General features: G+C 60.2%; 22 protein-coding genes, 1 tRNA gene and 1 pseudogene. 12 read left to right on the top strand and 12 right to left on the bottom strand.

Annotation, left to right across the window (positions count from 1 at the left end; all coding sequences use genetic code 11):
* Complete coding sequence (locus BLQ55_RS15880; RefSeq protein WP_092255048.1) at positions 1-1,158, top strand: phospholipase D-like domain-containing protein; 1,158 nt, start codon at positions 1-3, stop codon at positions 1,156-1,158.
* A 132-nt stretch (positions 1,159-1,290) separates the two neighbouring features.
* On the opposite strand, the gene bglX is transcribed toward BLQ55_RS15880, so the two are convergent.
* Positions 1,291-3,582: a beta-glucosidase BglX gene (bglX, locus tag BLQ55_RS15875; protein WP_092204392.1), complete on the bottom strand. Its 2,292-nt coding sequence runs from the start codon at positions 3,580-3,582 to the stop codon at positions 1,291-1,293.
* Between the two features lie 251 nt (positions 3,583-3,833).
* Between bglX and BLQ55_RS15870 the strand changes: the two genes are divergently transcribed.
* The 5 genes from BLQ55_RS15870 to BLQ55_RS15850 all read left to right on the top strand — a co-directional run bounded on the left by BLQ55_RS15870 (position 3,834) and on the right by BLQ55_RS15850 (position 8,257).
* Complete coding sequence (locus BLQ55_RS15870) at positions 3,834-4,442, top strand: LemA family protein (protein WP_092204393.1); 609 nt, start codon at positions 3,834-3,836, stop codon at positions 4,440-4,442.
* A gap of 123 nt (positions 4,443-4,565) precedes the next feature.
* Positions 4,566-5,321, top strand: coding sequence for a TPM domain-containing protein (locus BLQ55_RS15865; RefSeq protein ID WP_092204394.1), 756 nt, complete (start codon positions 4,566-4,568; stop codon positions 5,319-5,321).
* A 28-nt stretch (positions 5,322-5,349) separates the two neighbouring features.
* Complete coding sequence (locus BLQ55_RS15860; protein ID WP_092204395.1) at positions 5,350-5,967, top strand: TPM domain-containing protein; 618 nt, start codon at positions 5,350-5,352, stop codon at positions 5,965-5,967.
* A gap of 254 nt (positions 5,968-6,221) precedes the next feature.
* Positions 6,222-7,439: a class I SAM-dependent methyltransferase gene (locus tag BLQ55_RS15855; RefSeq protein ID WP_092204396.1), complete on the top strand. Its 1,218-nt coding sequence runs from the start codon at positions 6,222-6,224 to the stop codon at positions 7,437-7,439.
* 236 nt (positions 7,440-7,675) lie between these two features.
* Entirely contained in the window at positions 7,676-8,257 is a 582-nt protein-coding gene (locus BLQ55_RS15850; protein ID WP_092204397.1) for a DJ-1/PfpI family protein, read from the top strand.
* Between the two features lie 260 nt (positions 8,258-8,517).
* Here BLQ55_RS15850 and BLQ55_RS15845 read toward each other — a convergent pair whose 3' ends face one another.
* Entirely contained in the window at positions 8,518-9,537 is a 1,020-nt protein-coding gene (locus tag BLQ55_RS15845; protein ID WP_092204398.1) for a DUF4917 family protein, read from the bottom strand.
* Between the two features lie 140 nt (positions 9,538-9,677).
* Between BLQ55_RS15845 and yiaY the strand changes: the two genes are divergently transcribed.
* A complete protein-coding gene (gene yiaY / locus BLQ55_RS15840) occupies positions 9,678-10,826 on the top strand; it encodes an L-threonine dehydrogenase (protein WP_092255045.1) in 1,149 nt (382 codons plus the stop codon).
* Here yiaY and BLQ55_RS15835 read toward each other — a convergent pair.
* Positions 10,823-11,986, bottom strand: coding sequence for an MFS transporter (locus BLQ55_RS15835; protein ID WP_092255042.1), 1,164 nt, complete (start codon positions 11,984-11,986; stop codon positions 10,823-10,825). The two genes, yiaY and BLQ55_RS15835, sit on opposite strands and share 4 nt — an antisense overlap.
* Positions 11,987-11,999: 13 nt before the next feature.
* Positions 12,000-13,235 (bottom strand): aminotransferase class I/II-fold pyridoxal phosphate-dependent enzyme, encoded by a 1,236-nt coding sequence (locus BLQ55_RS15830; protein ID WP_092255040.1) that lies wholly within the window; start codon positions 13,233-13,235, stop codon positions 12,000-12,002.
* A 548-nt stretch (positions 13,236-13,783) separates the two neighbouring features.
* On the opposite strand from BLQ55_RS15830, the gene BLQ55_RS15825 reads away from it, so the two are divergent.
* The 3 genes from BLQ55_RS15825 to BLQ55_RS15815 all read left to right on the top strand — a co-directional run bounded on the left by BLQ55_RS15825 (position 13,784) and on the right by BLQ55_RS15815 (position 16,921).
* Positions 13,784-15,133 (top strand): sensor domain-containing protein, encoded by a 1,350-nt coding sequence (locus tag BLQ55_RS15825; protein ID WP_092255037.1) that lies wholly within the window; start codon positions 13,784-13,786, stop codon positions 15,131-15,133.
* 296 nt (positions 15,134-15,429) lie between these two features.
* Positions 15,430-15,933, top strand: coding sequence for a DUF4142 domain-containing protein (locus BLQ55_RS15820; protein ID WP_092255034.1), 504 nt, complete (start codon positions 15,430-15,432; stop codon positions 15,931-15,933).
* Positions 15,934-16,012: 79 nt separating this feature from the next.
* A complete protein-coding gene (locus BLQ55_RS15815) occupies positions 16,013-16,921 on the top strand; it encodes an SDR family oxidoreductase (protein ID WP_092204404.1) in 909 nt (302 codons plus the stop codon).
* Positions 16,922-16,967: 46 nt separating this feature from the next.
* On the opposite strand, the gene BLQ55_RS15810 is transcribed toward BLQ55_RS15815, so the two are convergent.
* Positions 16,968-17,372, bottom strand: coding sequence for a low affinity iron permease family protein (locus BLQ55_RS15810; protein WP_092204405.1), 405 nt, complete (start codon positions 17,370-17,372; stop codon positions 16,968-16,970).
* Between the two features lie 176 nt (positions 17,373-17,548).
* On the opposite strand from BLQ55_RS15810, the gene BLQ55_RS32185 reads away from it, so the two are divergent.
* Positions 17,549-17,695, top strand: coding sequence for a hypothetical protein (locus tag BLQ55_RS32185; RefSeq protein WP_176814220.1), 147 nt, complete (start codon positions 17,549-17,551; stop codon positions 17,693-17,695).
* 142 nt (positions 17,696-17,837) lie between these two features.
* Here BLQ55_RS32185 and BLQ55_RS15805 read toward each other — a convergent pair whose 3' ends face one another.
* From BLQ55_RS15805 to BLQ55_RS15785, 5 genes and pseudogenes are all read right to left on the bottom strand, one after another.
* Positions 17,838-18,248 carry a type II toxin-antitoxin system HicB family antitoxin gene (locus BLQ55_RS15805; protein WP_092255031.1) on the bottom strand — a complete coding sequence of 137 codons (411 nt, stop codon included), beginning with the start codon at positions 18,246-18,248 and terminating at the stop codon, positions 17,838-17,840.
* A gap of 40 nt (positions 18,249-18,288) precedes the next feature.
* Positions 18,289-18,465: pseudogene (locus BLQ55_RS15800) on the bottom strand (type II toxin-antitoxin system HicA family toxin); the annotation flags it as partial.
* A 255-nt stretch (positions 18,466-18,720) separates the two neighbouring features.
* Positions 18,721-19,080, bottom strand: a complete 360-nt coding sequence (locus BLQ55_RS15795; protein ID WP_092204408.1) for a helix-turn-helix domain-containing protein — start codon at positions 19,078-19,080, stop codon at positions 18,721-18,723.
* Positions 19,080-19,382 (bottom strand): type II toxin-antitoxin system HigB family toxin, encoded by a 303-nt coding sequence (locus BLQ55_RS15790; protein WP_092255024.1) that lies wholly within the window; start codon positions 19,380-19,382, stop codon positions 19,080-19,082. The genes BLQ55_RS15795 and BLQ55_RS15790 overlap by 1 nt, the downstream gene beginning before the upstream one ends.
* Before the next feature lie 299 nt (positions 19,383-19,681).
* A complete protein-coding gene (locus BLQ55_RS15785) occupies positions 19,682-20,311 on the bottom strand; it encodes a LysE family translocator (RefSeq protein WP_092255021.1) in 630 nt (209 codons plus the stop codon).
* A gap of 144 nt (positions 20,312-20,455) precedes the next feature.
* On the opposite strand from BLQ55_RS15785, the gene BLQ55_RS15780 reads away from it, so the two are divergent.
* Entirely contained in the window at positions 20,456-20,938 is a 483-nt protein-coding gene (locus BLQ55_RS15780) for an Lrp/AsnC family transcriptional regulator (protein WP_060743072.1), read from the top strand.
* Between the two features lie 114 nt (positions 20,939-21,052).
* On the opposite strand, the gene BLQ55_RS15775 is transcribed toward BLQ55_RS15780, so the two are convergent.
* Together BLQ55_RS15775 and BLQ55_RS15770 are read right to left on the bottom strand one after the other, a co-directional pair.
* Positions 21,053-21,352, bottom strand: a complete 300-nt coding sequence (locus BLQ55_RS15775) for a DUF3077 domain-containing protein (protein ID WP_092255018.1) — start codon at positions 21,350-21,352, stop codon at positions 21,053-21,055.
* Between the two features lie 553 nt (positions 21,353-21,905).
* Positions 21,906-21,979: transfer RNA gene (locus BLQ55_RS15770), tRNA-Gly, on the bottom strand.
* Positions 21,980-22,123: the final 144 nt, after the last annotated feature.

Genomic DNA, 22,123 nt, shown 5'->3' with positions numbered 1-22,123 from the left:
ATGAGCGGCCCGGTCTTTCCCTGGCGTGAAGGCAATCGCTTCGAGCTGTTGATCGACGGCCCACAGTTCTTCCCACGCATGCTGGTGGAAATCGCCCGTGCCCAGGAGCAGGTCGAGCTGGAGCTGTACCTGGTGGAGGCGGGGGCCTGCGCCGAGGCGATGGTCCAGGCACTGGTGCAGGCCGCCGAGCGGGGCGTTCGCGTGCGCTGCCTGTTCGATGACTATGGCAGCCTGGCGTTTACCCTGGCCCTGCGCAAGCGCCTGACCGAGGCCGGGGTGGAGTTGCGCTTCTACAATCGCCTGAGTTGGCGCCGCTGGGTGCGCAACCTTTATCGGGATCACCGCAAGCTGCTCTTGGTGGACCAACGCCTGGCCGTGGTCGGTGGCACCGGGGTGACCGATGAATTCTGGAATCCTCTCGACGACCACAGCGACTGGCATGAGGTGATGGTGGAAATCGTCGGCCCGCTGGTGCTCGACTGGCAATTGCTGTTCGACCGCCAGTGGCTCGCCAACCGCCATCGTCAAGCCTGGAAACCGGCGTCCAACTTCGGCCTGCCGCGCCTGCCCCGCGTCCCGCCGGCGGGGGAGGGCATGGGCCGGGTGGCGTATGCCGACGCCCGCCAGCACCGCGACATCCTGCAATCGCTGTCCCGGGCGTTGAACAGCGGCCAGAAGCGCATCTGGATGGCGACGCCGTATTTCCTGCCGACCTGGAACGTGCGCCGCTCCTTGCGCAAGGCCGCCGCCCGGGGCATCGACGTACGCCTGCTGCTGACCGGCCCGCGCACCGACCACCCGTCCGTGCGCTACGCCGGGCACCGTTACTACCCGCGATTGCTCAGGGCCGGCGTGCAGATTTTCGAGTACCAGCCGTGTTTCCTGCACCTGAAAATGGTGTTGGTGGATGATTGGGTCAGCATCGGCTCCTGCAATTTCGATCACTGGAACCTGCGCTTCAATCTGGAAGCCAATCTGGAAGCCCTGGATTCCAGGCTCAGCAGCGCCGTGGCGGCCAGTTTCGAACGGGATTTCGCCCAGAGCCTGCAAGTCAACCTCGACGCCTGGCAGCGCCGACCGCTGTGGAAGCGGTTCAAGCAGCGGGTGTGGGGGTTGGTGGATCGGGTGGTGGTGAATCTGTTGGATCGACGCGGTTAGCTCAAGCACCCAGATACAACTGTGGGAGCGAGCTTGCTCGCGATGGCGGTCTGACAGTCAACATCTCAGTTGAATGTTAAGCCGCTATCGCGAGCAAGCTCGCTCCCACATGGGTTTTGCGTGGCCTGAAGGTCAGAGCAACTCAAAACTCTGCTGCTTCACGTCCTGGGAATCCAGGCCGATCTGCACGTTGAACTTGCCCGGTTCTGCCCCGTACTTGAGTTGGGCGTTGTAGAACTTCAGGTCGTCTTCGGTGATGGTGAAGTGGATGACTTTCTTCTCGCCGGCCTTGAGCATTACCTTGCGGAAGTTCTTCAGCTCTTTCACCGGGCGAATGATCGAGCCGGTCACGTCCTGGATGTACAACTGCACCACGGTTTCGCCGTCACGCTTGCCGGTGTTTTCCAGGGTCACGCTGGCATCGAGCTTGCCGGTCTTGTTCAACGTGGTCGATGACAAGGCCATGTCCGACAAGCTGAACTCGGTGTAGCTCAGGCCGTAGCCGAACGGGTAGAGCGGGCCGGTGGTGTCATCGAAGTACTGCGAGGTGTAGTTGCCCGGCTTGCCCGGCGTGAACGGCCGGCCAATGCTCAGGTGGTTGTAGTAGGTCGGAATCTGCCCCACCGAGCGTGGGAAGGTGATCGGCAGCTTGCCCGACGGGTTGTAGTCGCCGAACAGCACGTCCGCGATGGCGTTGCCACCTTCGGTGCCGCTGAACCAGGTTTCCAGGATCGCATCGGCCTGCTGCTTTTCTTCCAGCAACGACAGCGGACGGCCATTCATCAGCACCAGCACCAGCGGCTTGCCGGTGGCCTTCATGGCCTTGATCAGCTCGCGTTGGCTGGCCGGGATGTTCAGTTCGGTACGGCTCGACGACTCATGGGACATGCCACGGGACTCACCCACGGCGGCCACCACCACATCGGCATCCTTGGCGGCTTGCACCGCTTCGTCGATCAGCACCTGGGCCGGACGTGGGTCATCCACCACTTCCGGGGCATCGAAGTTGAGGAAATTCAGGTAGTCGAGCACCTTCTTGTCGGCGGTGATGTTGGCCCCTCGGGCGTAGATCAGCTTCGACTCAGCCCCCAGGGCGCGGGTCATGCCATCGAACAGGGTGACCGATTGCGCAGGGCGCCCGGCCGCGGCCCAACTGCCCATCATGTCGATCGGTGCCTTGGCCAGCGGGCCGACCAGGGCGATCCTGGCGGTCTTCTTCAGGGGCAGGGTCTGGTTGCGGTTTTCCAGCAGGACCAGGCTGCGGCGTGCCACGTCACGGGCATCGGCGCGGTGCAGGCGGCTTTCGGCGTAGGTGTCGGCCGGGTCGTCCTCGGCCTTGCCGATGCGCAGGTACGGGTCCTTGAACAGGCCCATGTCGTATTTGGCCGCGAGCACTTCGCGCACGGCGTTGTCGATGTCGCTCTGTTCGATCTCGCCGGCCTTGAGCAGCCCGGGCAGTTCCTTGCCGTAGAGCGAGTCGTTCATGCTCATGTCGATGCCGGCCTTGATCGCCAGTTTCGCCGCTTCGCGACCGTCCTTGGCGACGCCGTGCTTGATCAGTTCGAAGATGGCGCCGTGGTCGCTGACTGCCAGGCCCTTGAAGCCCCATTCCTTGCGCAGCAGGTCGTTCATCAGCCAGGTGTTGGCGGTGGCCGGCACGCCGTTGATGGAGTTCAGCGCGACCATCACCCCGCCGGCTCCGGCGTCGATGGCGGCGCGGTAGGGCGGCAGGTAGTCCTGGTACATTTTCAGCGGACTCATGTCCACGGTGTTGTAGTCCCGGCCGCCTTCCACTGCGCCGTAGAGGGCGAAGTGCTTGACGCTGGCCATGATGCTGTCGGCCGCGTTGGCGCCGTTGCCCTGGAAGGCCTTGACCATCACCCCGGCGATGCGCGACACCAGGTAGGTGTCCTCGCCGAAACCTTCGGAGGTCCGGCCCCAACGTGGGTCGCGGGAAATGTCGACCATGGGCGCGAAGGTAATGTCCAGGCTGTCGGCCGCGGCTTCCTGGGCGGCGATGCGCCCGGAGTGGTAGATGGCGTCCATGTCCCAGCTCGAGGCCAGGGCCAGGGGGATCGGGAAAATCGTGCGGTGGCCGTGGATCACGTCATAGGCGAAGAACATCGGGATCTTCAACCGACTGCGCATGGCCGCGTCCTGCATCGGACGGTTCTCATCGCGAGTGATGGAGTTGAACGTGCCGCCGATGTTGCCGGCGGCGATTTCCTTGCGAATCATCTCCCGGGGCATTTCCGGGCCGATACTGATCAGGCGCAATTGGCCGATCTTCTCTTCGAGGGTCATTTGCTTCATCAGGTTGCTGATGAACGCGTCCTTGTTCTCTATGGGGGCGGGCAGGTTGTCGGCTAATACGGATTGACTGGCCAGACTGACAAACAGGCCCAGCAAACACAGCTTCTTCATGAATAGTTTTCTCGCAAGCCTAAAGGGCGGTGATCAGGACACGCCGGTCAGCCAAAATGTGAGGAGCGGCTATTGTTGTTCGGCTAAATACAGCACACTTTCGAACCCATTGGGCTGAACTTAGTTTCGCACTGCGCATCTTTTAGCCCATCGACCCGATTCAATCCAGTGCGGCGGCAGATTATGCCCCAGACGCCGGTGAGATAGGTGGCAGTGTTTTACCCAATGCATGCAACGGAGAGCGTCACCCGATGAATCTACGACTGAACCACCGCACCGGCCTGCGAATGCTGGCCCTGATGCTGTTCGCTACGCTGCTGGCCGGTTGTGGCATCAACAACATTCCGACCCTGGACGAACAGGCCAAGGCCGCCTGGGGCCAGGTGCAGAACCAGTACCAGCGCCGTGCCGACCTGATTCCCAACCTGGTGGAAACCGTCAAGGGCTACGCCCAGCACGAGCAGGAAACCCTCACCGCGGTGATCGAGGCGCGGGCCAAGGCCACGTCGATCCAGGTGGATGCCAGTACCTTGGACAACCCGGAAAAACTCAAGCAGTTCCAACAGGCCCAGGACCAGTTGACCGGCGCCTTGAGCCGGCTGATGGTGGTGTCCGAGCGTTATCCGGACCTCAAGGCCAACCAGAATTTCCTGGCGCTGCAATCGCAGCTCGAAGGCACCGAGAACCGCATCGCCGTGGCACGCCGCGACTTCATCCTGGCGGTGCAGAAGTACAACACCGAGATCCGTACGTTCCCGGGCCGCCTGTGGCACAGCGTGATGTACAGCGACCTGCCGCTGCGCGAAACGTTCGAGGCCACCAGCCCCGATGCCGAAAAAGCCCCTGAAGTGAAGTTTTGATCAATCCGGCAGTTTGAAGCGTTGTGGGAGCGAGCTTGCTCGCGATGGCGGCGGCACATTCAGCATTGCTGCAAGCTGACCCACCGCTATCGCGAGCAAGCTCGCTCCCACACAGGAGTTCCAATGCGCGTGTTGAAAATTGGCCTGGTGCTGTTGCTCTGGGTGTTTGCAGTCACGGCACAGGCCGAATTGAAGTTTCCAGCGTTGACCGGGCGTGTGGTGGACACCGCCCAGATGCTCGACCCTTCGGTGCGCGCACAACTGGAGACGCAGCTCAAGGCCCATGAACAGGCGACCGGCGAACAGGTGGTGGTCGTGACCCTGACGGACCTGCAGGGCAGCAGCATCGAAGATTTCGGCTATCAGCTGGGGCGCCACTGGGGCATCGGGCAGAAGGATAAAAACAATGGCGCGCTGCTGATCGTCGCCCGGGATGACCGTAAACTGCGCATCGAGGTGGGCTACGGCCTGGAGGATCGCCTGACCGATGCCCAGAGTTCGGTGATCATCAACCAGGTGATCACGCCGGCCTTCAAGACTGGCAACTTCAACAAAGGCATCAGCGACGGCGTCGCGGCGATGCTGGTGGTGCTGGGCGGCAGCCCGCTGGACGAGCCGGCGCCGGCCTACAGCACGGATGGACAGCAGGAGCAGGGCGATTTTGTCGAGCGCCATGCCGGGCTGTTCATCTTCCTGGTGATCCTGTTTATTTTGACGATATCGGTCTGCCAGATGCTCGGTATCCTGCCGGCCGGGCGCGGTGGCTCCAGCGGTTCGGGCAGCGCCGGTGGGGGCGGCTTCAGCGGTGGAGGCGGCGGTGGCGGCTTCAGCGGTGGCGGTGGCAGTTTCGGGGGCGGCGGTTCGTCGGGCGGCTGGTGACAATAATAATGAGCAGGCACTTTTAACCATGGCATTACTGACTGAACACGAACAACGCAAGGTCGCCGAGGCCATCGCCCGGGTCGAGCAGCATACCGACGCCGAACTGGTCACAGTGCTGGCCGCCCGCGCCGACGACTACGCTTACATCCCACTGCTATGGGCGAGCCTGCTGGCGCTGGTGGTGCCCGGCGCGGTCCATTACCTCACCGGTTGGTTGGCCCTGCACAGCCTGTTGCTGGTGCAGTGGGTCAGTTTCATCGTGTTGTGCCTGGTGTTTCGCATCCCAAGGATCACCACCCACCTGATTCCCCGTTCCGTGCGTCACTGGCGGGCCTCCAACCTGGCACGCCGGCAATTTCTCGAGCAAAACCTGCACCACACCGTGGGCAGCACGGGCGTGCTGATCTTTGTCTGCGAGGCCGAGCGGTATGTGGAAATCCTCGTCGATGAGGGTATTTCCAAACACCTGGACAACACATGCTGGGACGCCATCGTCGCGACGTTCACCCAGCAGGTTCGCCAGGGGCAGACGCTGGAAGGCTTCGTGACTTGCATCGCGGCCTGTGGCGAATTGCTCAAGGCACATGTGCCGGTGACTCATGAGCGTAATGAGCTGCCGAATCGGTTGGTGGTGCTGGGCTGAGATAAATTTCTGCCGGACACCGTTGTAGCGAGGGAAATTTATCTGTGGCGAGGGGATTTATCCCCGTTGGGCCGTAGGCCCCCTAAAAAGCCGACAATCGGTTATGCAGGGATACCTTATTGCCTGGTTGGGTCTGCTGCGCAGACCAGCGGGGATAAATCCCCTCGCCACATGAAATTCCCCGTGCCGTCATCCCCCATCCCCCCTAAAATACCCGCCATTCTCCGATCCGCCCGCCCCGAGGCCGCTTGTCCATGTCCGCCACCGCAACTCCAGCCCGTCCCGCGCCGGATCACCACGCCCAGTTCATCGAACTGCTGCACACCAGCCTTGAACAAAACGCTTTCATCAAACTGGTGCTGGCCAAGTACGTCGGGGATGAGGCGGACCTCCAGCGACTGATCATCAAGCAGCTGACGGTCAAGGATCAGCCGTGCCTGTCCTTCGTCTACCGCTACAAGACTCGCGACATCACCAAGAATTTCCCGCTGGCCGAAGGCGTGGACACCATCGCCGCATTGTTGCCAGCGTCGTTCAAGAACGCGCATTTGCTGGCGGTCACTGACGAGGCGCAACTGGAGTACAGCAAAAAGGGCAAAAGCTCGTTGTTCAAGAGCAAGCCCCAGCAACTGCGGGAAGTGCCGTCTGCCGAGCACAACCGCGAGAAGAACCGCTTCCTCGACCTGAGCCGGCCATTTTTGGCCGACCTGGGCGTGACCAACCACAAGCACGAGCTGATTCCGGCGATGTCGCGCAAGTGGAAGCAGATCAACAAGTTCATCGAGGTCTTCAGCCACGCGCTGACGTCTTCGCCACTGGCCCTGGACAAACCGGTGCGGGTCTCGGATTTCGGTTCGGGCAAGGGCTACCTGACCTTCGCTATCCACGATTACCTGCGCAACACCTTGCAGGCTGAAGGCGTGGTGACCGGTGTCGAGCTGCGCGAGGACATGGTCAAGCTGTGCAACGAAGCCGCCGCGCGGCTGGAGCACCCGGGCCTGAGCTTCCAGCACGGCGACGTGCGCAGCGTAGCGCCGAGCGCGGTGGATGTGATGATTGCCTTGCATGCCTGCGACATCGCCACCGACTACGCGATCCACATGGGCATTCGCTCGGGTGCCTCGATCATCATGTGCTCGCCGTGCTGCCACAAGCAGATCCGCCTGCAGATCCAGAGCCCGGCCTTGCTCAAGCCGATGCTGCAATACGGCCTGCACCTGGGCCAGCAGGCGGAAATGGTCACCGACAGTTTACGGGCGCTGTTCCTGGAAGCCTGCGGCTACGAGACCAAGGTCTTCGAGTTCATCTCCCTGGACCACACCAACAAGAACAAAATGATCCTGGCCGTCAAGCGCGCCGAACCTGTGGATCCCTGCGAGCTGCTGGCAAAAATCGAAGCACTCAAGGCCTTCTACCACATCACCGAGCACTGCCTGGAAACGCTACTGCGGGCGGATGGTTATCTCGCCTGAGTTCTACTGTTAGCACCCAACCCCCCTGTGGGAGCGAGCTTGCTCGCGATGGAACGATGACGCGGTGTGCCTGAAAGAACCCCATCGCCTGAATCGCGAGCAAGCTCGCTCCCACAGACTGTCCTGTTCATTTTTGTGCAGCCCGTCAGGTAATGACGGGTTATCGCTCATCCGCCGACTTACCGGACTACCTTTAATGCGTTCACCCCTCACGCATTTCCAAAGGAGCCCAACCCATGGCCGCCAAGAAAATCCTGATGCTGGTCGGCGATTACGTCGAAGATTATGAAGTCATGGTGCCATTCCAGGCCTTGCAGATGATCGGTCACACCGTACATGCCGTGTGCCCGGGCAAAAAGGCCGGGCAGACGGTGCGTACGGCGATCCACGATTTCGAAGGCGACCAGACCTACAGCGAAAAGCCGGGGCACTTGTTTGCCCTCAATCATGATTTTGCCAGTGTCCAGGCCGTTGACTATGACGCCCTGCTGGTGCCGGGTGGGCGTGCGCCGGAATACCTGCGTCTGGACGAAGCGGTCCTGCAACTGGTGCGTGATTTCGACTTGGTGGGCAAGCCGATTGCCGCGGTGTGCCACGGTGCGCAATTGCTGGCCGCGGCAGGCATTCTTGAAGGACGCGAATGCAGCGCCTACCCGGCGTGTGCTCCGGAAGTACGCCTGGCGGGCGGGACCTATATCGACATTCCGGTGACCGAGGGCCATGTCCAGGGCAACCTGGCGACCGCACCGGCCTGGCCTGCGCACCCGAACTGGCTGGCGGGGTTCCTGACCTTGCTGGGCACGGCCATCACCCTGTAGCGCTGCGACATCGTTGGTGCCAGGGATAAGGCCTTGGCGCGCTTTGACGGCAAACCAACCGACGCAATGCTGCGATCCTGTGGCGAGGGGATTTATCCCCGCTGGGCGCGCAGCTCCCTAAAAAGCGAAAAACTCGGTCTGTCCGGCACACCGAGTAGTCATGTTCGAGGGCTGCTGCGCACCCCAGCGGGGATAAATCCCCTCGCCACAAGTCCAGCCTGTCTCTAATCCATAGGGTCGTGACCCATACAGGCTTTACGCTAAATCTCCACCGGCACCGACAGCTTCGGATCGCCCAGCGGATGGCTCTTGGCATCGAAGAAGCGCAATTGCACCTCCAGCCCATGGAAGACCTTGGCGTAATGCCGTTTCTGGTGCTGGATGAACGCCTGGCTGCGCGGGTAGATCGAAATCGCCAAGGTTTTCGGTGCGGCCAGGCGCAGGGCATGGACAATGTGCCGGTCCTGCTCGCCCAGGGCATGGCCGAACAGGCACAGGTTGTCGCCATGGCGCAGCAACTGGTCGTAGCAGAACGACAGGTAATCGCTGCTGCGGATGGTCTTGAGCTTGTCGGCGCTGGGGCCTTCATTGACGAACAGCGGCACGTCGTCGAGGGTCTTGATCGTGTTGTTGATGGCGAAACTGCCCAGCAAGGTGCCCTCGGTGGACGTGAGCTTGCGCGCCGTGCCGTCCTGGTTGCGCACTAGGTGAAGGCCACCGTGCAGGTACAGCAAGCGCGGTTTGTCCGTGGTCACCTGGCTCAGGTCGAAACTGTGATCGTCGCCGAAGAACAGGTCGCTGATGGTCTCGGCCCCATGCTGGATCGCCCAGTAGTTGAGCAGGTCGTAGTTGGTGGTGAACACTGTGCGGTAGCGGCTCAGCTCCTGGTTGAGCGTCGCCAGGGTCGACGGTTGCACCAGCCGCCATGGGATGTGCACCGCGTGCACGGTGTTGATCAGCGCTTCCTTGATCGCGTAATAGCGGTTACGCGGGGCGGCGGAGCTGACGGCCAGGGCCTTGTTGACCCGACTGGTGGTTTTCAGTGCCCCGAGCACCTGTTCGAAACTGCGGGTCTGCATCGCGTCGAACACGCTCAGTTCCGACGGGCTCAAGGGTTTCTCCTCGACGGTGCGGGCGTTTTCGAACAGCGAGTCATAGCCGAAATCGTCCCACACCGCGCGGCTGGCCCCATTGCCCACCAGCAGGCCGCTGAAGGCGGTATCGGCGCGCACGGCCTCCCAGTCTTCGAGCCGGGTGTCGTATTCCTGGAAATCGGTCATCGCAAGGATCATCTCAAAACGTGGCAAAGGCAGGTCGCGACTTTATCACGCTCCAGTCTTGAGCCAGATCAAGATGCGTCATGACTACTGGGTCATGCTGTAGGTCCTGCCGATCCGGCCTCTACCAGGAGTGTGACCCCATGAGCAGTACTTTTTTCATTCCCGCCGTGAACATCATGGGGCTGGGTTGCCTGGATGAAGCGATGACCGCCATCCGCAACTACGGCTTTCGCAAGGCGCTGATTGTCACCGACGTGGGGCTGGCCAAGGCCGGTGTCGCCAGCAAGGTGGCCGAACTGCTGGCGCTGCAGGACATCGATTCGGTGATTTTCGACGGTGCCAAGCCCAACCCGAGCATTGCCAATGTCGAGCTCGGCCTGGGTTTGTTGATGGAAAGCCGGTGCGATTTCGTGGTGTCCCTGGGCGGCGGCTCCCCTCACGATTGCGCCAAGGGCATCGCCCTGTGCGCCACCAACGGCGGGCAGATCAGTGACTATGAAGGCGTCGACCGTTCGAGCAAGCCGCAATTGCCGCTGATCGCCATCAACACCACGGCCGGCACCGCCAGCGAAATGACCCGCTTTTGCATCATCACCGACGAGACACGCCACGTGAAAATGGCAATTGTCGATCGCAATGTGACCCCGCTGATGTCGGTGAACGACCCGGCGCTGATGGTGGCGATGCCCAAGGGCCTGACGGCTGCCACCGGCATGGATGCGCTGACCCATGCGATCGAGGCTTATGTGTCCACTGCCGCCAATCCGATTACCGATGCCTGCGCCCTGAAGGCCATGACCCTGATCAGCGACAACCTGCGCCTGGCCGTGCACGACGGCAACGATCTGGCGGCGCGGGAAAACATGGCCTACGCGCAGTTTCTCGCGGGGATGGCGTTCAACAATGCGTCGTTGGGTTTCGTGCACGCCATGGCCCATCAACTGGGTGGTTTTTACGACTTGCCTCACGGCGTGTGCAACGCGGTGTTGTTGCCCCATGTACAAAGCTTCAACGCCTCGGTGTGCGCCGCTCGTCTGAGCGACGTGGCCCATGCCATGGGCGTCGATACACGTGGTTTCAGCCCGGAAGAGGGGGCACGGAGCGCTATTGCGACGATCCGCGGCCTGGCCCATGACGTGGATATTCCGGCCGGTTTGCGTGACTTGGGCGTGCGCCTCAACGACGTACCGTTGCTGGCCGCCAACGCCTTGAAAGACGCGTGCGGCCTGACCAACCCACGGGCGGCGGACCAGCGGCAGATCGAAGAGATTTTCCGCAGCGCGTTCTAAGGGGCCCGGGGCGGCACGAACCTCACACAGAGCATCGCCGCCCCCCCCAGCAGCACGCACAACGCCGCCAACGGCCAGGCCTGTTGGCTCAACAACAGGCTGGCCGTGGCGCCGATCACCGAGGCCATCAGTTGATGCAGGAACCCGCTCAACGCCATGGCATAAGCGCCGGCCACCGGTGAGCCTTCGTTGGCCAGGGACAGGCTGATGGGATAGATCAACGATTGGCCAAACACCGCGAAGCAATACGGCAGCCAGAAGAGCAGCGCGATGCCGCTCAGGGTGAGGCTGCCTGCCAGCATGGTCATGCTGCCGCCCAGCACCAGCGCGATGCCCCAGCCCATCATTCGCCGTTGACCGGTGCGAAGCACAAACGCGTTCACCGCCAGCGCCCCGAGCAGGTACGCCGCACTGATCGGCCAGCCCAGCAGGCCGTACTCGATGGCCGACCAGTGGAAGCTTTCCTGCAGGATCAGCGGCGCGGCGGTATTGAAGGCGACGATCACGCCGTAGCCCAGCCCACCGGCCATGGCCGGCAGCAGGAACGCGCGTTGTCGGAATATCTGCCCATAGATCCCCCATGCCGATTGTCCATTGCTGGCGTGCACCAATATCGGGAACCTGGCCCGGGACACCGCCGCTGCCATGGCCAGGCTGACGGCGCCCAAACCATGGAAAATCGCCTCCCAGCCGAAAGCGGCCTGGATCAGCGAGCCCAGGTACTGGCCGATACCGAGGGCAATCACAAAGGCGATCGATATCCAGGACAAGGCCTTGGCCAGCAGGTCGCCGCTGAAACTGTCGCGAATCAAGACCCGCGCCATCACCGAAATACCGCTGGCACCGATGCCCTGAATCAACCTGAACGTCAGGAACGCCTCCACGCTTGTACCCAGCGGCAGGGCCAGGTTGCCCAGGCCATACAACCCCAGTGCCGCCAGCAAGACCGGTTTGCGCCCCAAGCGCTGGCTCAGGCTGCCCCACAGCAACATGGGCAGCGCCATGCCGATCAGGTACACCGACAGGCCCCAGGAAACCGGGGACGCATCGGTACCCAGATCCCGGGCGATAGCGGGCAGGGCCGGCAAGTAGATGCTCATGCCCAGTTGTGCCAGGAAAACAGTGGTGCAGGTGAGGATCAGGGTTGTACGGTTCTTCATCGAGCGTCCTGTCTCAAGGGCGGAGGTCACGCCCGTGGGTCAGCAGCAGTTCGGTGATCGTTTCACAAAACGAGCGAATCACGTCCGGCTCCATGTCGGCGCGCAGGGTAATGCGAATGGCAGCCTTGCCTTGCGGCACCACGGGAAAAAATACCGCCGAGGTGAAATACCCCCGTTCGGCCAGTTCGACCGCCAGGCTGTTGGCCAGGGCCGCTTCACCGCAAGGCACCATACGGATCGCCATGGGGGTGCCGCGCTGTCCGGTCCGCACGAGGCTGTCGAAGAGGCGGATATTAGCCTGCAAACGCTCCTGCAAGGCACTGAATTCGCGGCTGCGGTGCAGGCGGATCGACGCCATGCCGGCACCGATGGCCGCCGCGTTCAGGCTCTGGGACCAATTGCTCGGCCCACCGTAGCGCTGCACCAGCGCCTTGTACCGTTCACAGCCAAACATGACCAGCCCGCCGCTGGCACCGAAAGACTTGGCCAGCGAGGCAACGATCAGGGTGCGCTCGTCCACCGCGGGGATGCGCGAACGGACCAGGCCGGCGCCGGATTCCCCGACGGCAGACAGGGCGTGAGAGTCGTCCAGGTAAAGAAACAAGCCATAGCGCTGCTTGAGATACATCAGGCTGTCCAGGTCCGCCATCCCGCCCATGCTGTAGGCGCCGTCGGCCACATACGCCACGTCGCGCTGGCGTTTGCACACGTCTTCGATGAAATCCATGTCGTTGTGCGGGCAGGTGATGACCTGGGTTTCGTCGGCGCAGGCGGCCTTGCTGTGGTTCATCGAGTAATGGGCCTGTTTGTCGAATACCATGACGGGCGCGCGATGATCGGTGAATGCGCCGCTGGCCAGCAACGGCAGGATCCCGGCGCTTGCCGCACTGCAGGACAGGGCACTGAGGCAACTGGCGCCGAACAGCTCCGACAGTTGGCTTTCGTACTGGTCCAGGATCGCCAGCTTGCAGCGATTCCTTGAGTTGGCGACCCGCAGGGTCCCGGCTTCCCACAGGGCGGTCATGGCGCCGTCCAGCAGCGCGGGGTGATAGTCCAGGCCCAGGTAGGACGTGGTACAGAAGTGATGAAAGGTCCGACCGTATTGGTCGACCAGCACATTGGGGGTCTTGACCTCGACATTCAGCCCTGAGATTTTTCCGGCCTCGGTGCCCTGCCAATTCTGGTCAGCGAGGGAAATGAGCTTGCGGTAGTTGGTGAAGTAATGAGGTGGTTGAGCAGTCTGGTCCATGGCGCGATTACATTCCTTGGTTGATGGTGCTGTCCGTGGGTGTTGCGAGCGTGGTGTGTTTCCAGACTTTACAGATTGTTGTGCAGGGCTTTGAATCGGCTGTTTCCGGCATGTTTGAGTGTCACTGGGGATTTCCACGTAGGACTTTGCCTAGGACCCTGGCCGGGGAATCCATCGGCACTGTCGGAGCTTGGGAACACCACGGATTTGCCCCAGGCCCGCTGGGTTATCACGCTTTTCTAAAGGTTGCTTGCCGATGCTCTCAGGCCTCAATCATCTGAACCTTTCGGTCACCGATCTGGATCGCAGTGTGGTTTTTTATGGCGACTTGGCGTCACGGCTGAAGGCCTGTCGATAGGCACCGTATGCGGGCATGGTGTTCTTTACGCGAGTGGCAGCGCTTGCCAAGCGTTTCATCCCCTTTAGTCTGATCGCCTGCGCTATCCTCATCGGTATTGGGCGCGTCGGTCTCGCTCGTTGTACGACGTCACGAACTGACCATTGCCCGCTTCGCTCACCGTTGCATTATCCGGATGACCTCCAGCCCCATGGACACTTCAAGTTCCGCGCCGCTGGCCAGCTACATCGACCTTCTGCTGGATGCCGTGTGTGCCGTCGACGGTCAAGGGCGTTTCGTGTTTGTCAGTGCCGCCTGCGAGCGCATTTTCGGCTACACCCCGCAGGAGCTGATCGGCCAGGCGATGATCGATCTGGTGCACCCTGCCGACCGCCAGCGGACCCTCGAGGCGGCGCGGGAGATCATGGGGGGCGAGCCCAAGCTCAATTTCGAGAATCGCTACCTGCGCAAGGACGGGCGGGTGGTACATATCCTGTGGTCGGCGCGCTGGTCGCCGGTGGACCAACTGCGCATTGCCGTGGCCCGGGACATCACTGAACGCAAGCAGGCCGAGTCCCGGCAGGCGGCGTTGTATGCGATTTCCGAGGCGGCCCATGCCGCGGCTGACTTGCTGGCGCTGTTCAAGCGCGTCCACCTGATTATTGGCGAGTGGCTGCCGGCGCTGAATTTCTCGGTGGCGCTGTATGACGAACAATGTTCGCAGCTGAACTTCCCCTATCACGTCGATGATCGGGAAGGGCAGCCTGAGTTGCCGGGCACGGTCACCGGCCGTTTGTGCGCCGAGGTGATTCGCAGCGGTCAGCCGATCCTGCTGACACCCGGCGGCACCTCGCTGCCAGCGGGGTTCAACGACCTGGTGGCGCAGCCGGACGCGCCGTGTTGGTTGGGCGTGCCGCTGAATTCGCAGAGTGGCACGATTGGCGCGTTGATCGTCAAGAGTGCGCCGGACAACGAGCGCTACACCGAACAGGACAAGGAACTGCTGCAATACGTCTGCGCACAGATCACCATTGCCATCGAACGCAAGCAGTTGCATGCCCGATTGCAGCATATGGCTCAGTACGATCAGTTGACCCAGGTGCCCAACCGCGAATTGCTTCGTGAACGTTTCAAGTGCGCACTGGCGACCGCCCGCGCCGCATCCGGGCGCATGGCTTTGCTGTATATCGACCTGGACCGTTTCAAACAGGTCAACGACACCTATGGCCACGGAGTGGGTGACATGCTGTTACAGGCGGTGGCCAATCGTATCAAGGGCTGTATCCGCGACACCGACACCGTGGCGCGCATCGGCGGAGACGAGTTCGTGGTGCTGCTGCACAGCATCCAGGCCTTGGAGGATGCCCACAGCGTGCGGGAAAAAATCCACCATGCACTGGCCCAGCCGCTGCGTCTGGACGGGCACTGCCTGAGCATCGAACCGAGCATCGGCGTGGCCTGTTTCCCCGACCATGGCACTGAAGATGTCGCGCTGTTCCGCCACGCCGACGAGGCGATGTACGCCGCCAAACGTCAAAATCACCGGACGTCCGGCATTTGATAGCGCGTCACCGTTCGTCGTGGCGCCAGCACCTTTCTCAAACCTTCAGCTCGTATCCCATTCGAATACAAGGAGGGCTGAACCATGCCTGGTTCAAGCAATGTTTATCCGACAAACATTGCTCATGATCGAACGAAGGTGTCCGAAGCAGGTCGCAAAGGTGGGAGAACCACCATCACGACCGTCGATAGAAGCCCGTCGAAAGCCGGGTCGGACGTCTCGCTGAATATTCATGGCTGGTTCTGATTCAACGGTGGATAACCCACCAGAACTTTATATCAGAGGAGGGCGCGACCATGAGCCGTATGGCCAGCTTTTTTCGCACCACCAGTCTCATCGTGCTGATGGGCCTGGGTGTCAACAGTGCCTGGGCCCAATCGCCTGCCGAATTCATCGACGATGCTTCCGCCAAGGGCATGGCCGACATCGAGACAAGTCGCATGGCCCACGCAAAAGCCGAATCCAGGGAGGTCAAGGACTACACCATTATGGTGATCAACGACCGCACCACCGCCAATCAGCATCTGGCGAAGATCGCCAAGAAGCTCGACTTGCCTGTCGCTCCCCGGGAGGAAGTGGCCGACAAGGCCAAGGCCTTGATGCCGCAGGTCACGGAAGGCGAGTCGTTCGAAGCGGCGTATGCCGCCAGCCAGGTCAAGGCTACCGAGGAGGCCATCGCGCAGATTCAGCAGCAGGCCCAGACCACCGAAGTGCCAGAGATCAAGGCCTTCGCTGACGAAACCCTGCCCAAGTTGCAGACCCATCTCGAAATGGCCAAGGCACTGCAGGCCAGCCGTTGATCTGCTGTATCTGCTTTGACATTCAGGACCGGGGCGTCAGCGTCCCGGCTGATTTTGCCCGCCGAAAAGGAGAACCTCGATGTCCACACGCCGAGAACCCAACCAATACGCGATGCAGAACCCACTGACCCAATATCCGCGCCCGCAATTTCCCGACCAGCCACAATCACCACCGGGCATCGACCAGGACATGCTGCCGCAACCCGATCATGGCGAAAAAAGTTACCGAGGTTTCGGGCGCCTGGAGGGACGCAAGGCCCTGGTCACCGGTGGTGATTCGGGGATTGGCCGAGCCGCGGCCATCGCCTACGCCCGGGAAGGCGCTGATGTCGCGATCAACTATTTACCCAGCGAAGAACGCGACGCCCGGCAAGTCATCGAGCTGATCGAAGCCGAGGGCCGCAAGGCCATTGCGATTCCTGGCGACCTCAAGGACGAGGCGTTCTGTGTACAAATGGTCAAGATGGCGCAACAGCAACTCGACGGGCTGGATATCCTGGTGAACGTTGCCGGCAAGCAGGAGGCGCAAAAAGACATCGCCGACATCACCACCGCGCAGTTTGACGACACCATGAAGACCAACATCTATGCGATGTTCTGGATCTGCAAGACCGCGGTGCCGCTGATGCCGGCGGGGGCGACCATCATCAATACCGCATCGATCCAATCCTACGACCCGTCCGCGACGCTGTTGGATTACGCCACTACCAAGGCGGCCATCGTCGCGTTCACCAAGGCGCTGGCCGGGCAGGTCATCGGCAAAGGTATCCGGGTCAATGCCGTGGCGCCGGGGCCGATCTGGACCGTGCTGCAACCGAGCGGCGGTCAGCCTCGGGAAAAGATTCCTACCTTTGGCTCCCAGGTACCCATGAAGCGCCCAGGCCAACCGGCTGAGTGCGCGCCACTGTATGTTCTATTGGCATCGCAGGAGTCGAGTTACATCACTGGGGAAGTATTTGGCGTGACGGGAGGCAACCCGTTGCCTTGATGCCGGCAACGTGCGCGAGTGGCGCAACACCACTCGCGCCTTTGCATCAGCACTGGTTCAGGTCGATCTTGTTTTTCTGTTCCAGGCCGTCAAGGCTCTTGGCTTCGTCTTTGCCCATGGCCTGGTAGTGCTTTCTCAGCGCTTCCAGTTGCTTGAGGTCCAGCGACTCGAGGCCGAGCATTGCGTTCTGTGCATCCTTGGTCGCCCGCAATAACTCGTCGATCTTGAGATGCAGGATGTCCGTATCGCGGTTCTGCGTATTCTGGATCAGGAACACCATGAGGAAGGTGATGATGGTGGTCGAGGTGTTGATGATCAATTGCCAGGTGTCGTTGAAGCCGAAGAAAGGTCCGCTGACTGCCCACAATGCCAACAACACGATGGCCCCCAGGAATGTCTTGGGGCTCCCCGCCCAGAGGGCCAGTTTTTGAGCGATTTTTGCGAACGTCATTGCCGTGTTTCCTTATTGGATGCACCTGTCTGGTGTGACAGCAACGAGGCGGTGAAAATTCTACTTACATTTCAGTCGCCAACATCCGTCGACGTTCATCGTCCGGCACGATGACAGTCGCAACCATTGCCGCTCTCGCAGGTCACTGCTCAAAGCCCTCGGCATTGGAGTACATCATGAATATCGCCCGCACTTTTTGCCTCGCCTGCTGGTTGTTCGTCCTGCAAGGCTGTTTCGACAACTCGGATAACGAGACCAAGGACAACACCGACGGCACCAAGTCTTCGGTGCAAATGCAAGAGTCCGGGGCGGAGAAAAAATAGACGGCTCGCCGCCATCGGTGGAGCGATTGCAAACCCCCTGTGGGAGCGAGCTTGCTCGCGATAGCGTCAGATCAGCAGCATCCCTGTTGGCTGACACGGCGCTATCGCGAGCAAGCTCGCTCCCACAGGTGGTGGCGGCTTCTCACCGGCCTTGTTGCAACACCTTCAGCGCTGCCGACGCCAGGAAGCCGGAGCGGCTCTTCTCTTCAGGATGGTGCAGCACGTATTCATCGATACGATTGAGCAGATAACCGGGCAACGTGATGTTGAGCTTCTGCGCCTTGCCCAGGTACTTGGTGACATCAATGTCCACCAGTGCCCAGGTGCAGCCGGCATATTTCGGATTGGCGGCGTGCAAGGTGACGGTGTTGGCCGGCGGAATCGGCGAGCCGTCTTCAGCCAGAATTTCAAAATGTCCCTCAATGGCCTCACGCCCCATCGCCATGGCCTCGTCCAGGTCGTCGCCTGCGGAAAAACACTCTGGAATATCCGGCACTTCAACACCCCAGGCGTGTTTGTCATCGCCCATGGAAATCGCAATCGGGTAAAGCATATTCATCGTCCTCCGGGAACGTCGCGCAATGGGCCGTCTGAAGCAGCGCCTGTTGCAAGATACTGATGGCCGTTTTCTTGAGCAGATCCTTCTTTGGATGAGGAACCGTGACCAACCCCGGTTTGGTCGGGTGCTTGAAGTGATGGTGACTTCCCCTAACCCGCACCCGATACCAACCGTCTGCAATGAGCTGGCTTATCAAAAATCGGGTATTCACAACACCTCCGTGTGGTGTGTTTGGTGGGTACTATACCTACTGAAATTTAACGATCAACACTATAACCACCAGGGGCGACACTGGCGGGTGGGTGAGTGGGTTGCTCCGAAGTGTAGAAGCCGCGCCTGGTAAGGACTGCGGGGAGACGTAGTGAGTTATTTCAGGATGTGATGAGGGTGGTGATGACTAAAACGAGGACATGAAAAACCGGTCACGATGGACCGGCTTGATAGGATTGGTCGATGCCGTCACGTATTAGGCAACGTCCGCCAAAAGGCTCTCGTAAGGGATTCGCAATCCATCGTGAAGGCGTTTAATCATCGCCAGACTCAGTTTGCGTTTGCGGTTCAGCACTTCAGATACACGCCCGCTCGAACCGAGGAACGGTTCCAAGTCGCGCGCGGTCAAGCCTTGCTGGTCCATCCGGAATTTGATGGCCTCAATTGGGTCGGAAGGCGGCATTGGGTAGTGCTCGTCCTCATATTTTTCGATTAGCAAGGCAAGGATTTCCAGCTCATCACCTTCAGCCGAACCGACGTCAGCACCCCAGAGTTGCTCGATGCGCGCAAAGGCTGCATTCAAGTCGTCTTGGCTGCGAATGGGTTTGATGTTCATCATACGGTCTCCGCATTAATTTGGTCGTACTGGGCATGGGTTCCGACGAACCGGACAAAACCGAGCTGGCGCTGATAGTCGATCGCCAGAATGATTCGGTATTTGTTACCGCCAATGTTGAATACAACCCTGCTGCTTTTGAGAATGCTGGCTGTTCCGAGTTCTGCCTTAATCTCTTGAGGCGTGTGATAGGTTGCTTTCTCCATGTGTCGATACCATTCAACCAGTGGAATCTGAGAGTCGGCATAAGCCGGATTACTTTCCCAAAATTCCCGCAAGGTAGCTCTCGCAATAATCCGCACCCATTACCTCCCGTTTTGGGAGGAGTCTAGTCTGAGCATCCCACCATTGCAAATGGTGCTTAATGGGAACGGAGTTGAGGGGGCTGAAAGGTCCGCTCGACCCCTAGCACCCCATGCTAGTGCGCTATTCCCGATGGTGAAGAAGTACATCAGAAGACGCCTGGTTCGATTTACTGACATTTGGAATGTGATGGCGACAGATGATGCCACTTGGCGAGGGAGCTTGCTCCCGCTGGGCTGCGTAGCAGCCCCCGGTTTGCTTCGCTCCAGATCCCGTCCGACCAGCTTATCCACAGGCACTAGGCCTGCTGCACAAACGTCAGTCGCACCGCAAACCCAATCAAAAGACTCCCAAACAACCACTGCTGCACGCGCTGGGCCGAAGGAGAGCGTTGAAGCCAGCGTCCAAGCGCGACACCTACCAGCGCGTAGGCGCTATCAAACAACAAGCCCACGCTGACCAACACCACACCCAGGGTCGCAAACTGCCCCAACACCGGTCCGCCCTGTGGATCGATGAACTGCGGCAACAACACCGAGCAAAACAGCAATGCCTTCGGGTTGAGCAGATTGGTCAGCAGCCCACGCCGAATCGCCTGATACCAACGCCGCTTTCCGACCTCGATACCGGCTCCTTCAAAACTCGGCAACAATGTGGTCCTCAGGCATTGAAAGCCGATCCATAACAGGTAGGCAGCCCCGGCCAGGCGCACCGCATCAAAGGTCCAGGGCGCGGTCTTGAACAATGCCGAGAGCCCCAATGCGGCCAGCGCGACATGACATCCTCGGGCGACGCCCAGGCCCACCGCCGTCGCCAGCGCCCCGCCCCTGCCCTGGCGGGCACCGGTTTGCAGCAGCAGAATCATGTCCGGCCCAGGCAGCACATACACCACCATCAAGGCCATCAGGAACAACCAGAGCTCTGCCATGCCACATCCCCTTCATCGACGATTCGGTCGTATCAGTCTAGGGCCGAGGGGCAGGGCAGGTGCTTGCGAAGTCAGCTTATAAAGCTTTGGAAATTGGCATAACCTGCCATGTAATCACGTCATTCCATCGGGAAATTCCAATTTATGAAACTGGATGCCTTCGACCGCAAAATCCTCGCCGCGCTGCAACGTGACGGTCGGCTGAGCAATGTGCAGCTGGCCGAAGAAATTGGCCTGTCCCCGTCACCCTGCCTGCGCCGCGTGCGAATGCTCGAAGACGCTGGTGTCATTCGCGGTTACCAAGCCATCCTGGACCGCGACGAAGTGGGCCTCGGGCTGACGATATTTGTCGGCGTGAAGGTCGAACGACACAACGACGAACAAGCCGAAGCGTTTCGCCAGGCAGTCACGGCGTTGCCGGAGGTGATCTCGGCGTTCCTGGTCTCAGGCGAATCGGATTTCCTGTTGCAAGTGGTGGTGCCGGATCTGCGGGCCTACGACCGATTCCTCACCGGGCGGCTGCTGAAGTTGCCGGGGGTGAGTGACATCCGCAGCAACTTCGCGATTCATACGGTGAAGACGCCGGGGGCGTTGCCGTTGGGGCATTTGCCGGGGGCTGAGCAATGAACGACACAAGTAGGCAGCCAAGATACAAAAAGCCCCGTTGCGAAAAACGCCGAGGCTTTTTGTTTTGTCGTTAGGTGGGGATCTTGCGGTTCCCATTCTCCACGTACGGTCTGTCTATTGTTTCTCGGCTTTTTTTCTAACTTCAACTTCCGATCTAGGCGTAATGACTTTCACAACGTCATCAATCACCGCCCTGCTCATCTCCAACAAAAAATGCGCAGCCCAGGCGTAGCGGTCGGTGCTCTTCTCAAACGCCGCGTCTTCGGCAAGCCGGTGAGCGAGATGCAAAAGATCCGACGCCCGCTCCAATGACTCTTGGATAGGGACGCCGCCGTTGACACGGAACAGTGCTCGATCAGCGGAATAGTTGAAGGGGGTGTAGCCGATGGTTTTTAGTTCAGTGTTTTCGTTCATGGTCTGCCTCCGTTGATCGAGAAGCAGTAAATTCGAGGCCTGAGATTTGGCTGGTTTAAAAATGATCTGTTTTGCTGCGAGGTACGCATTGTCTAGCTCCCGTGAAGCGCGGTTGCATGACTCACGGGTTCCCAAGCCCGATCGCTGATTTGCAGCGACGTCTGGAGAGTAGCCATCGAAGGACAAGGGCGACAAGGCGAAAACTCGCCGAAAAGTAAGGTAAGCGCACCCCCTACACAGTTTTCGGATTTTGCCTACAAATCTCCCGGGGCCATGCGATATGTGGCGAGGGACTCATTTTTCTCATTACTATGTCCGAGGTTCGAAACCCGAAAATTGTTGGCTGAGATGCGTAAGCTTACGGCCGAAGAAACGAAGCTGGGGAAATGTGGGGGAATGGGAACGTATTTATTTTGGACGTAGACGGGAGCCATCTATCTACCCTCGGAGATCAGCTCACACTTCCAAAATATCAGCCATAAAAAAACCGGCCACCAAGAGCCGGTTTTTTATGCCCCGTCAAAAAACATACGACAGGGGACCAGAATTCGATTGGAGCGGGTGAAGGGAATCGAACCCTCGTTATCAGCTTGGGAAGCTGGAGTAATGCCATTATACGACACCCGCTCAGAGCGGCTGACTTTGTACCAGATGTGGCCGCGGATTTGAAGTTTTTCTTTACGTACGGCGAGGTCACTCGTCTACGCAAGGCTCAAACCAGAGCGGTCGTTCGCGGGCAAGCCCCGTCGCCAAAAGCGTAGGGCGGGGCTT

It is taken from the genome of Pseudomonas sp. NFACC13-1 (genome assembly GCF_900104425.1).
In the GTDB taxonomy this organism is placed as follows: domain Bacteria; phylum Pseudomonadota; class Gammaproteobacteria; order Pseudomonadales; family Pseudomonadaceae; genus Aquipseudomonas; species Aquipseudomonas fluorescens_AA.
The sequence above is the reverse complement of the archived record's forward strand: the minus strand, read 5'-3'. Positions and strand labels throughout refer to the sequence as shown.

Excerpts from the sequence above, each read along its gene's own strand:
- BLQ55_RS15880 (WP_092255048.1), top strand. The coding sequence starts at position 1 with ATGAGCGGCCCGGTCTTTCCCTGGCGTGAAGGCAATCGCTTCGAGCTG.
- bglX (WP_092204392.1), bottom strand. The coding sequence starts at position 3,582 with ATGAAGAAGCTGTGTTTGCTGGGCCTGTTTGTCAGTCTGGCCAGTCAA.
- BLQ55_RS15870 (WP_092204393.1), top strand. The coding sequence starts at position 3,834 with ATGAATCTACGACTGAACCACCGCACCGGCCTGCGAATGCTGGCCCTG.
- BLQ55_RS15865 (WP_092204394.1), top strand. The coding sequence starts at position 4,566 with ATGCGCGTGTTGAAAATTGGCCTGGTGCTGTTGCTCTGGGTGTTTGCA.
- BLQ55_RS15860 (WP_092204395.1), top strand. The coding sequence starts at position 5,350 with ATGGCATTACTGACTGAACACGAACAACGCAAGGTCGCCGAGGCCATC.
- BLQ55_RS15855 (WP_092204396.1), top strand. The coding sequence starts at position 6,222 with ATGTCCGCCACCGCAACTCCAGCCCGTCCCGCGCCGGATCACCACGCC.
- BLQ55_RS15850 (WP_092204397.1), top strand. The coding sequence starts at position 7,676 with ATGGCCGCCAAGAAAATCCTGATGCTGGTCGGCGATTACGTCGAAGAT.
- BLQ55_RS15845 (WP_092204398.1), bottom strand. The coding sequence starts at position 9,537 with ATGACCGATTTCCAGGAATACGACACCCGGCTCGAAGACTGGGAGGCC.
- yiaY (WP_092255045.1), top strand. The coding sequence starts at position 9,678 with ATGAGCAGTACTTTTTTCATTCCCGCCGTGAACATCATGGGGCTGGGT.
- BLQ55_RS15835 (WP_092255042.1), bottom strand. The coding sequence starts at position 11,986 with ATGAAGAACCGTACAACCCTGATCCTCACCTGCACCACTGTTTTCCTG.
- BLQ55_RS15830 (WP_092255040.1), bottom strand. The coding sequence starts at position 13,235 with ATGGACCAGACTGCTCAACCACCTCATTACTTCACCAACTACCGCAAG.
- BLQ55_RS15825 (WP_092255037.1), top strand. The coding sequence starts at position 13,784 with ATGGACACTTCAAGTTCCGCGCCGCTGGCCAGCTACATCGACCTTCTG.
- BLQ55_RS15820 (WP_092255034.1), top strand. The coding sequence starts at position 15,430 with ATGAGCCGTATGGCCAGCTTTTTTCGCACCACCAGTCTCATCGTGCTG.
- BLQ55_RS15815 (WP_092204404.1), top strand. The coding sequence starts at position 16,013 with ATGTCCACACGCCGAGAACCCAACCAATACGCGATGCAGAACCCACTG.
- BLQ55_RS15810 (WP_092204405.1), bottom strand. The coding sequence starts at position 17,372 with ATGACGTTCGCAAAAATCGCTCAAAAACTGGCCCTCTGGGCGGGGAGC.
- BLQ55_RS32185 (WP_176814220.1), top strand. The coding sequence starts at position 17,549 with ATGAATATCGCCCGCACTTTTTGCCTCGCCTGCTGGTTGTTCGTCCTG.
- BLQ55_RS15805 (WP_092255031.1), bottom strand. The coding sequence starts at position 18,248 with ATGCTTTACCCGATTGCGATTTCCATGGGCGATGACAAACACGCCTGG.
- BLQ55_RS15795 (WP_092204408.1), bottom strand. The coding sequence starts at position 19,080 with ATGAACATCAAACCCATTCGCAGCCAAGACGACTTGAATGCAGCCTTT.
- BLQ55_RS15785 (WP_092255021.1), bottom strand. The coding sequence starts at position 20,311 with ATGGCAGAGCTCTGGTTGTTCCTGATGGCCTTGATGGTGGTGTATGTG.
- BLQ55_RS15780 (WP_060743072.1), top strand. The coding sequence starts at position 20,456 with ATGAAACTGGATGCCTTCGACCGCAAAATCCTCGCCGCGCTGCAACGT.
- BLQ55_RS15775 (WP_092255018.1), bottom strand. The coding sequence starts at position 21,352 with ATGAACGAAAACACTGAACTAAAAACCATCGGCTACACCCCCTTCAAC.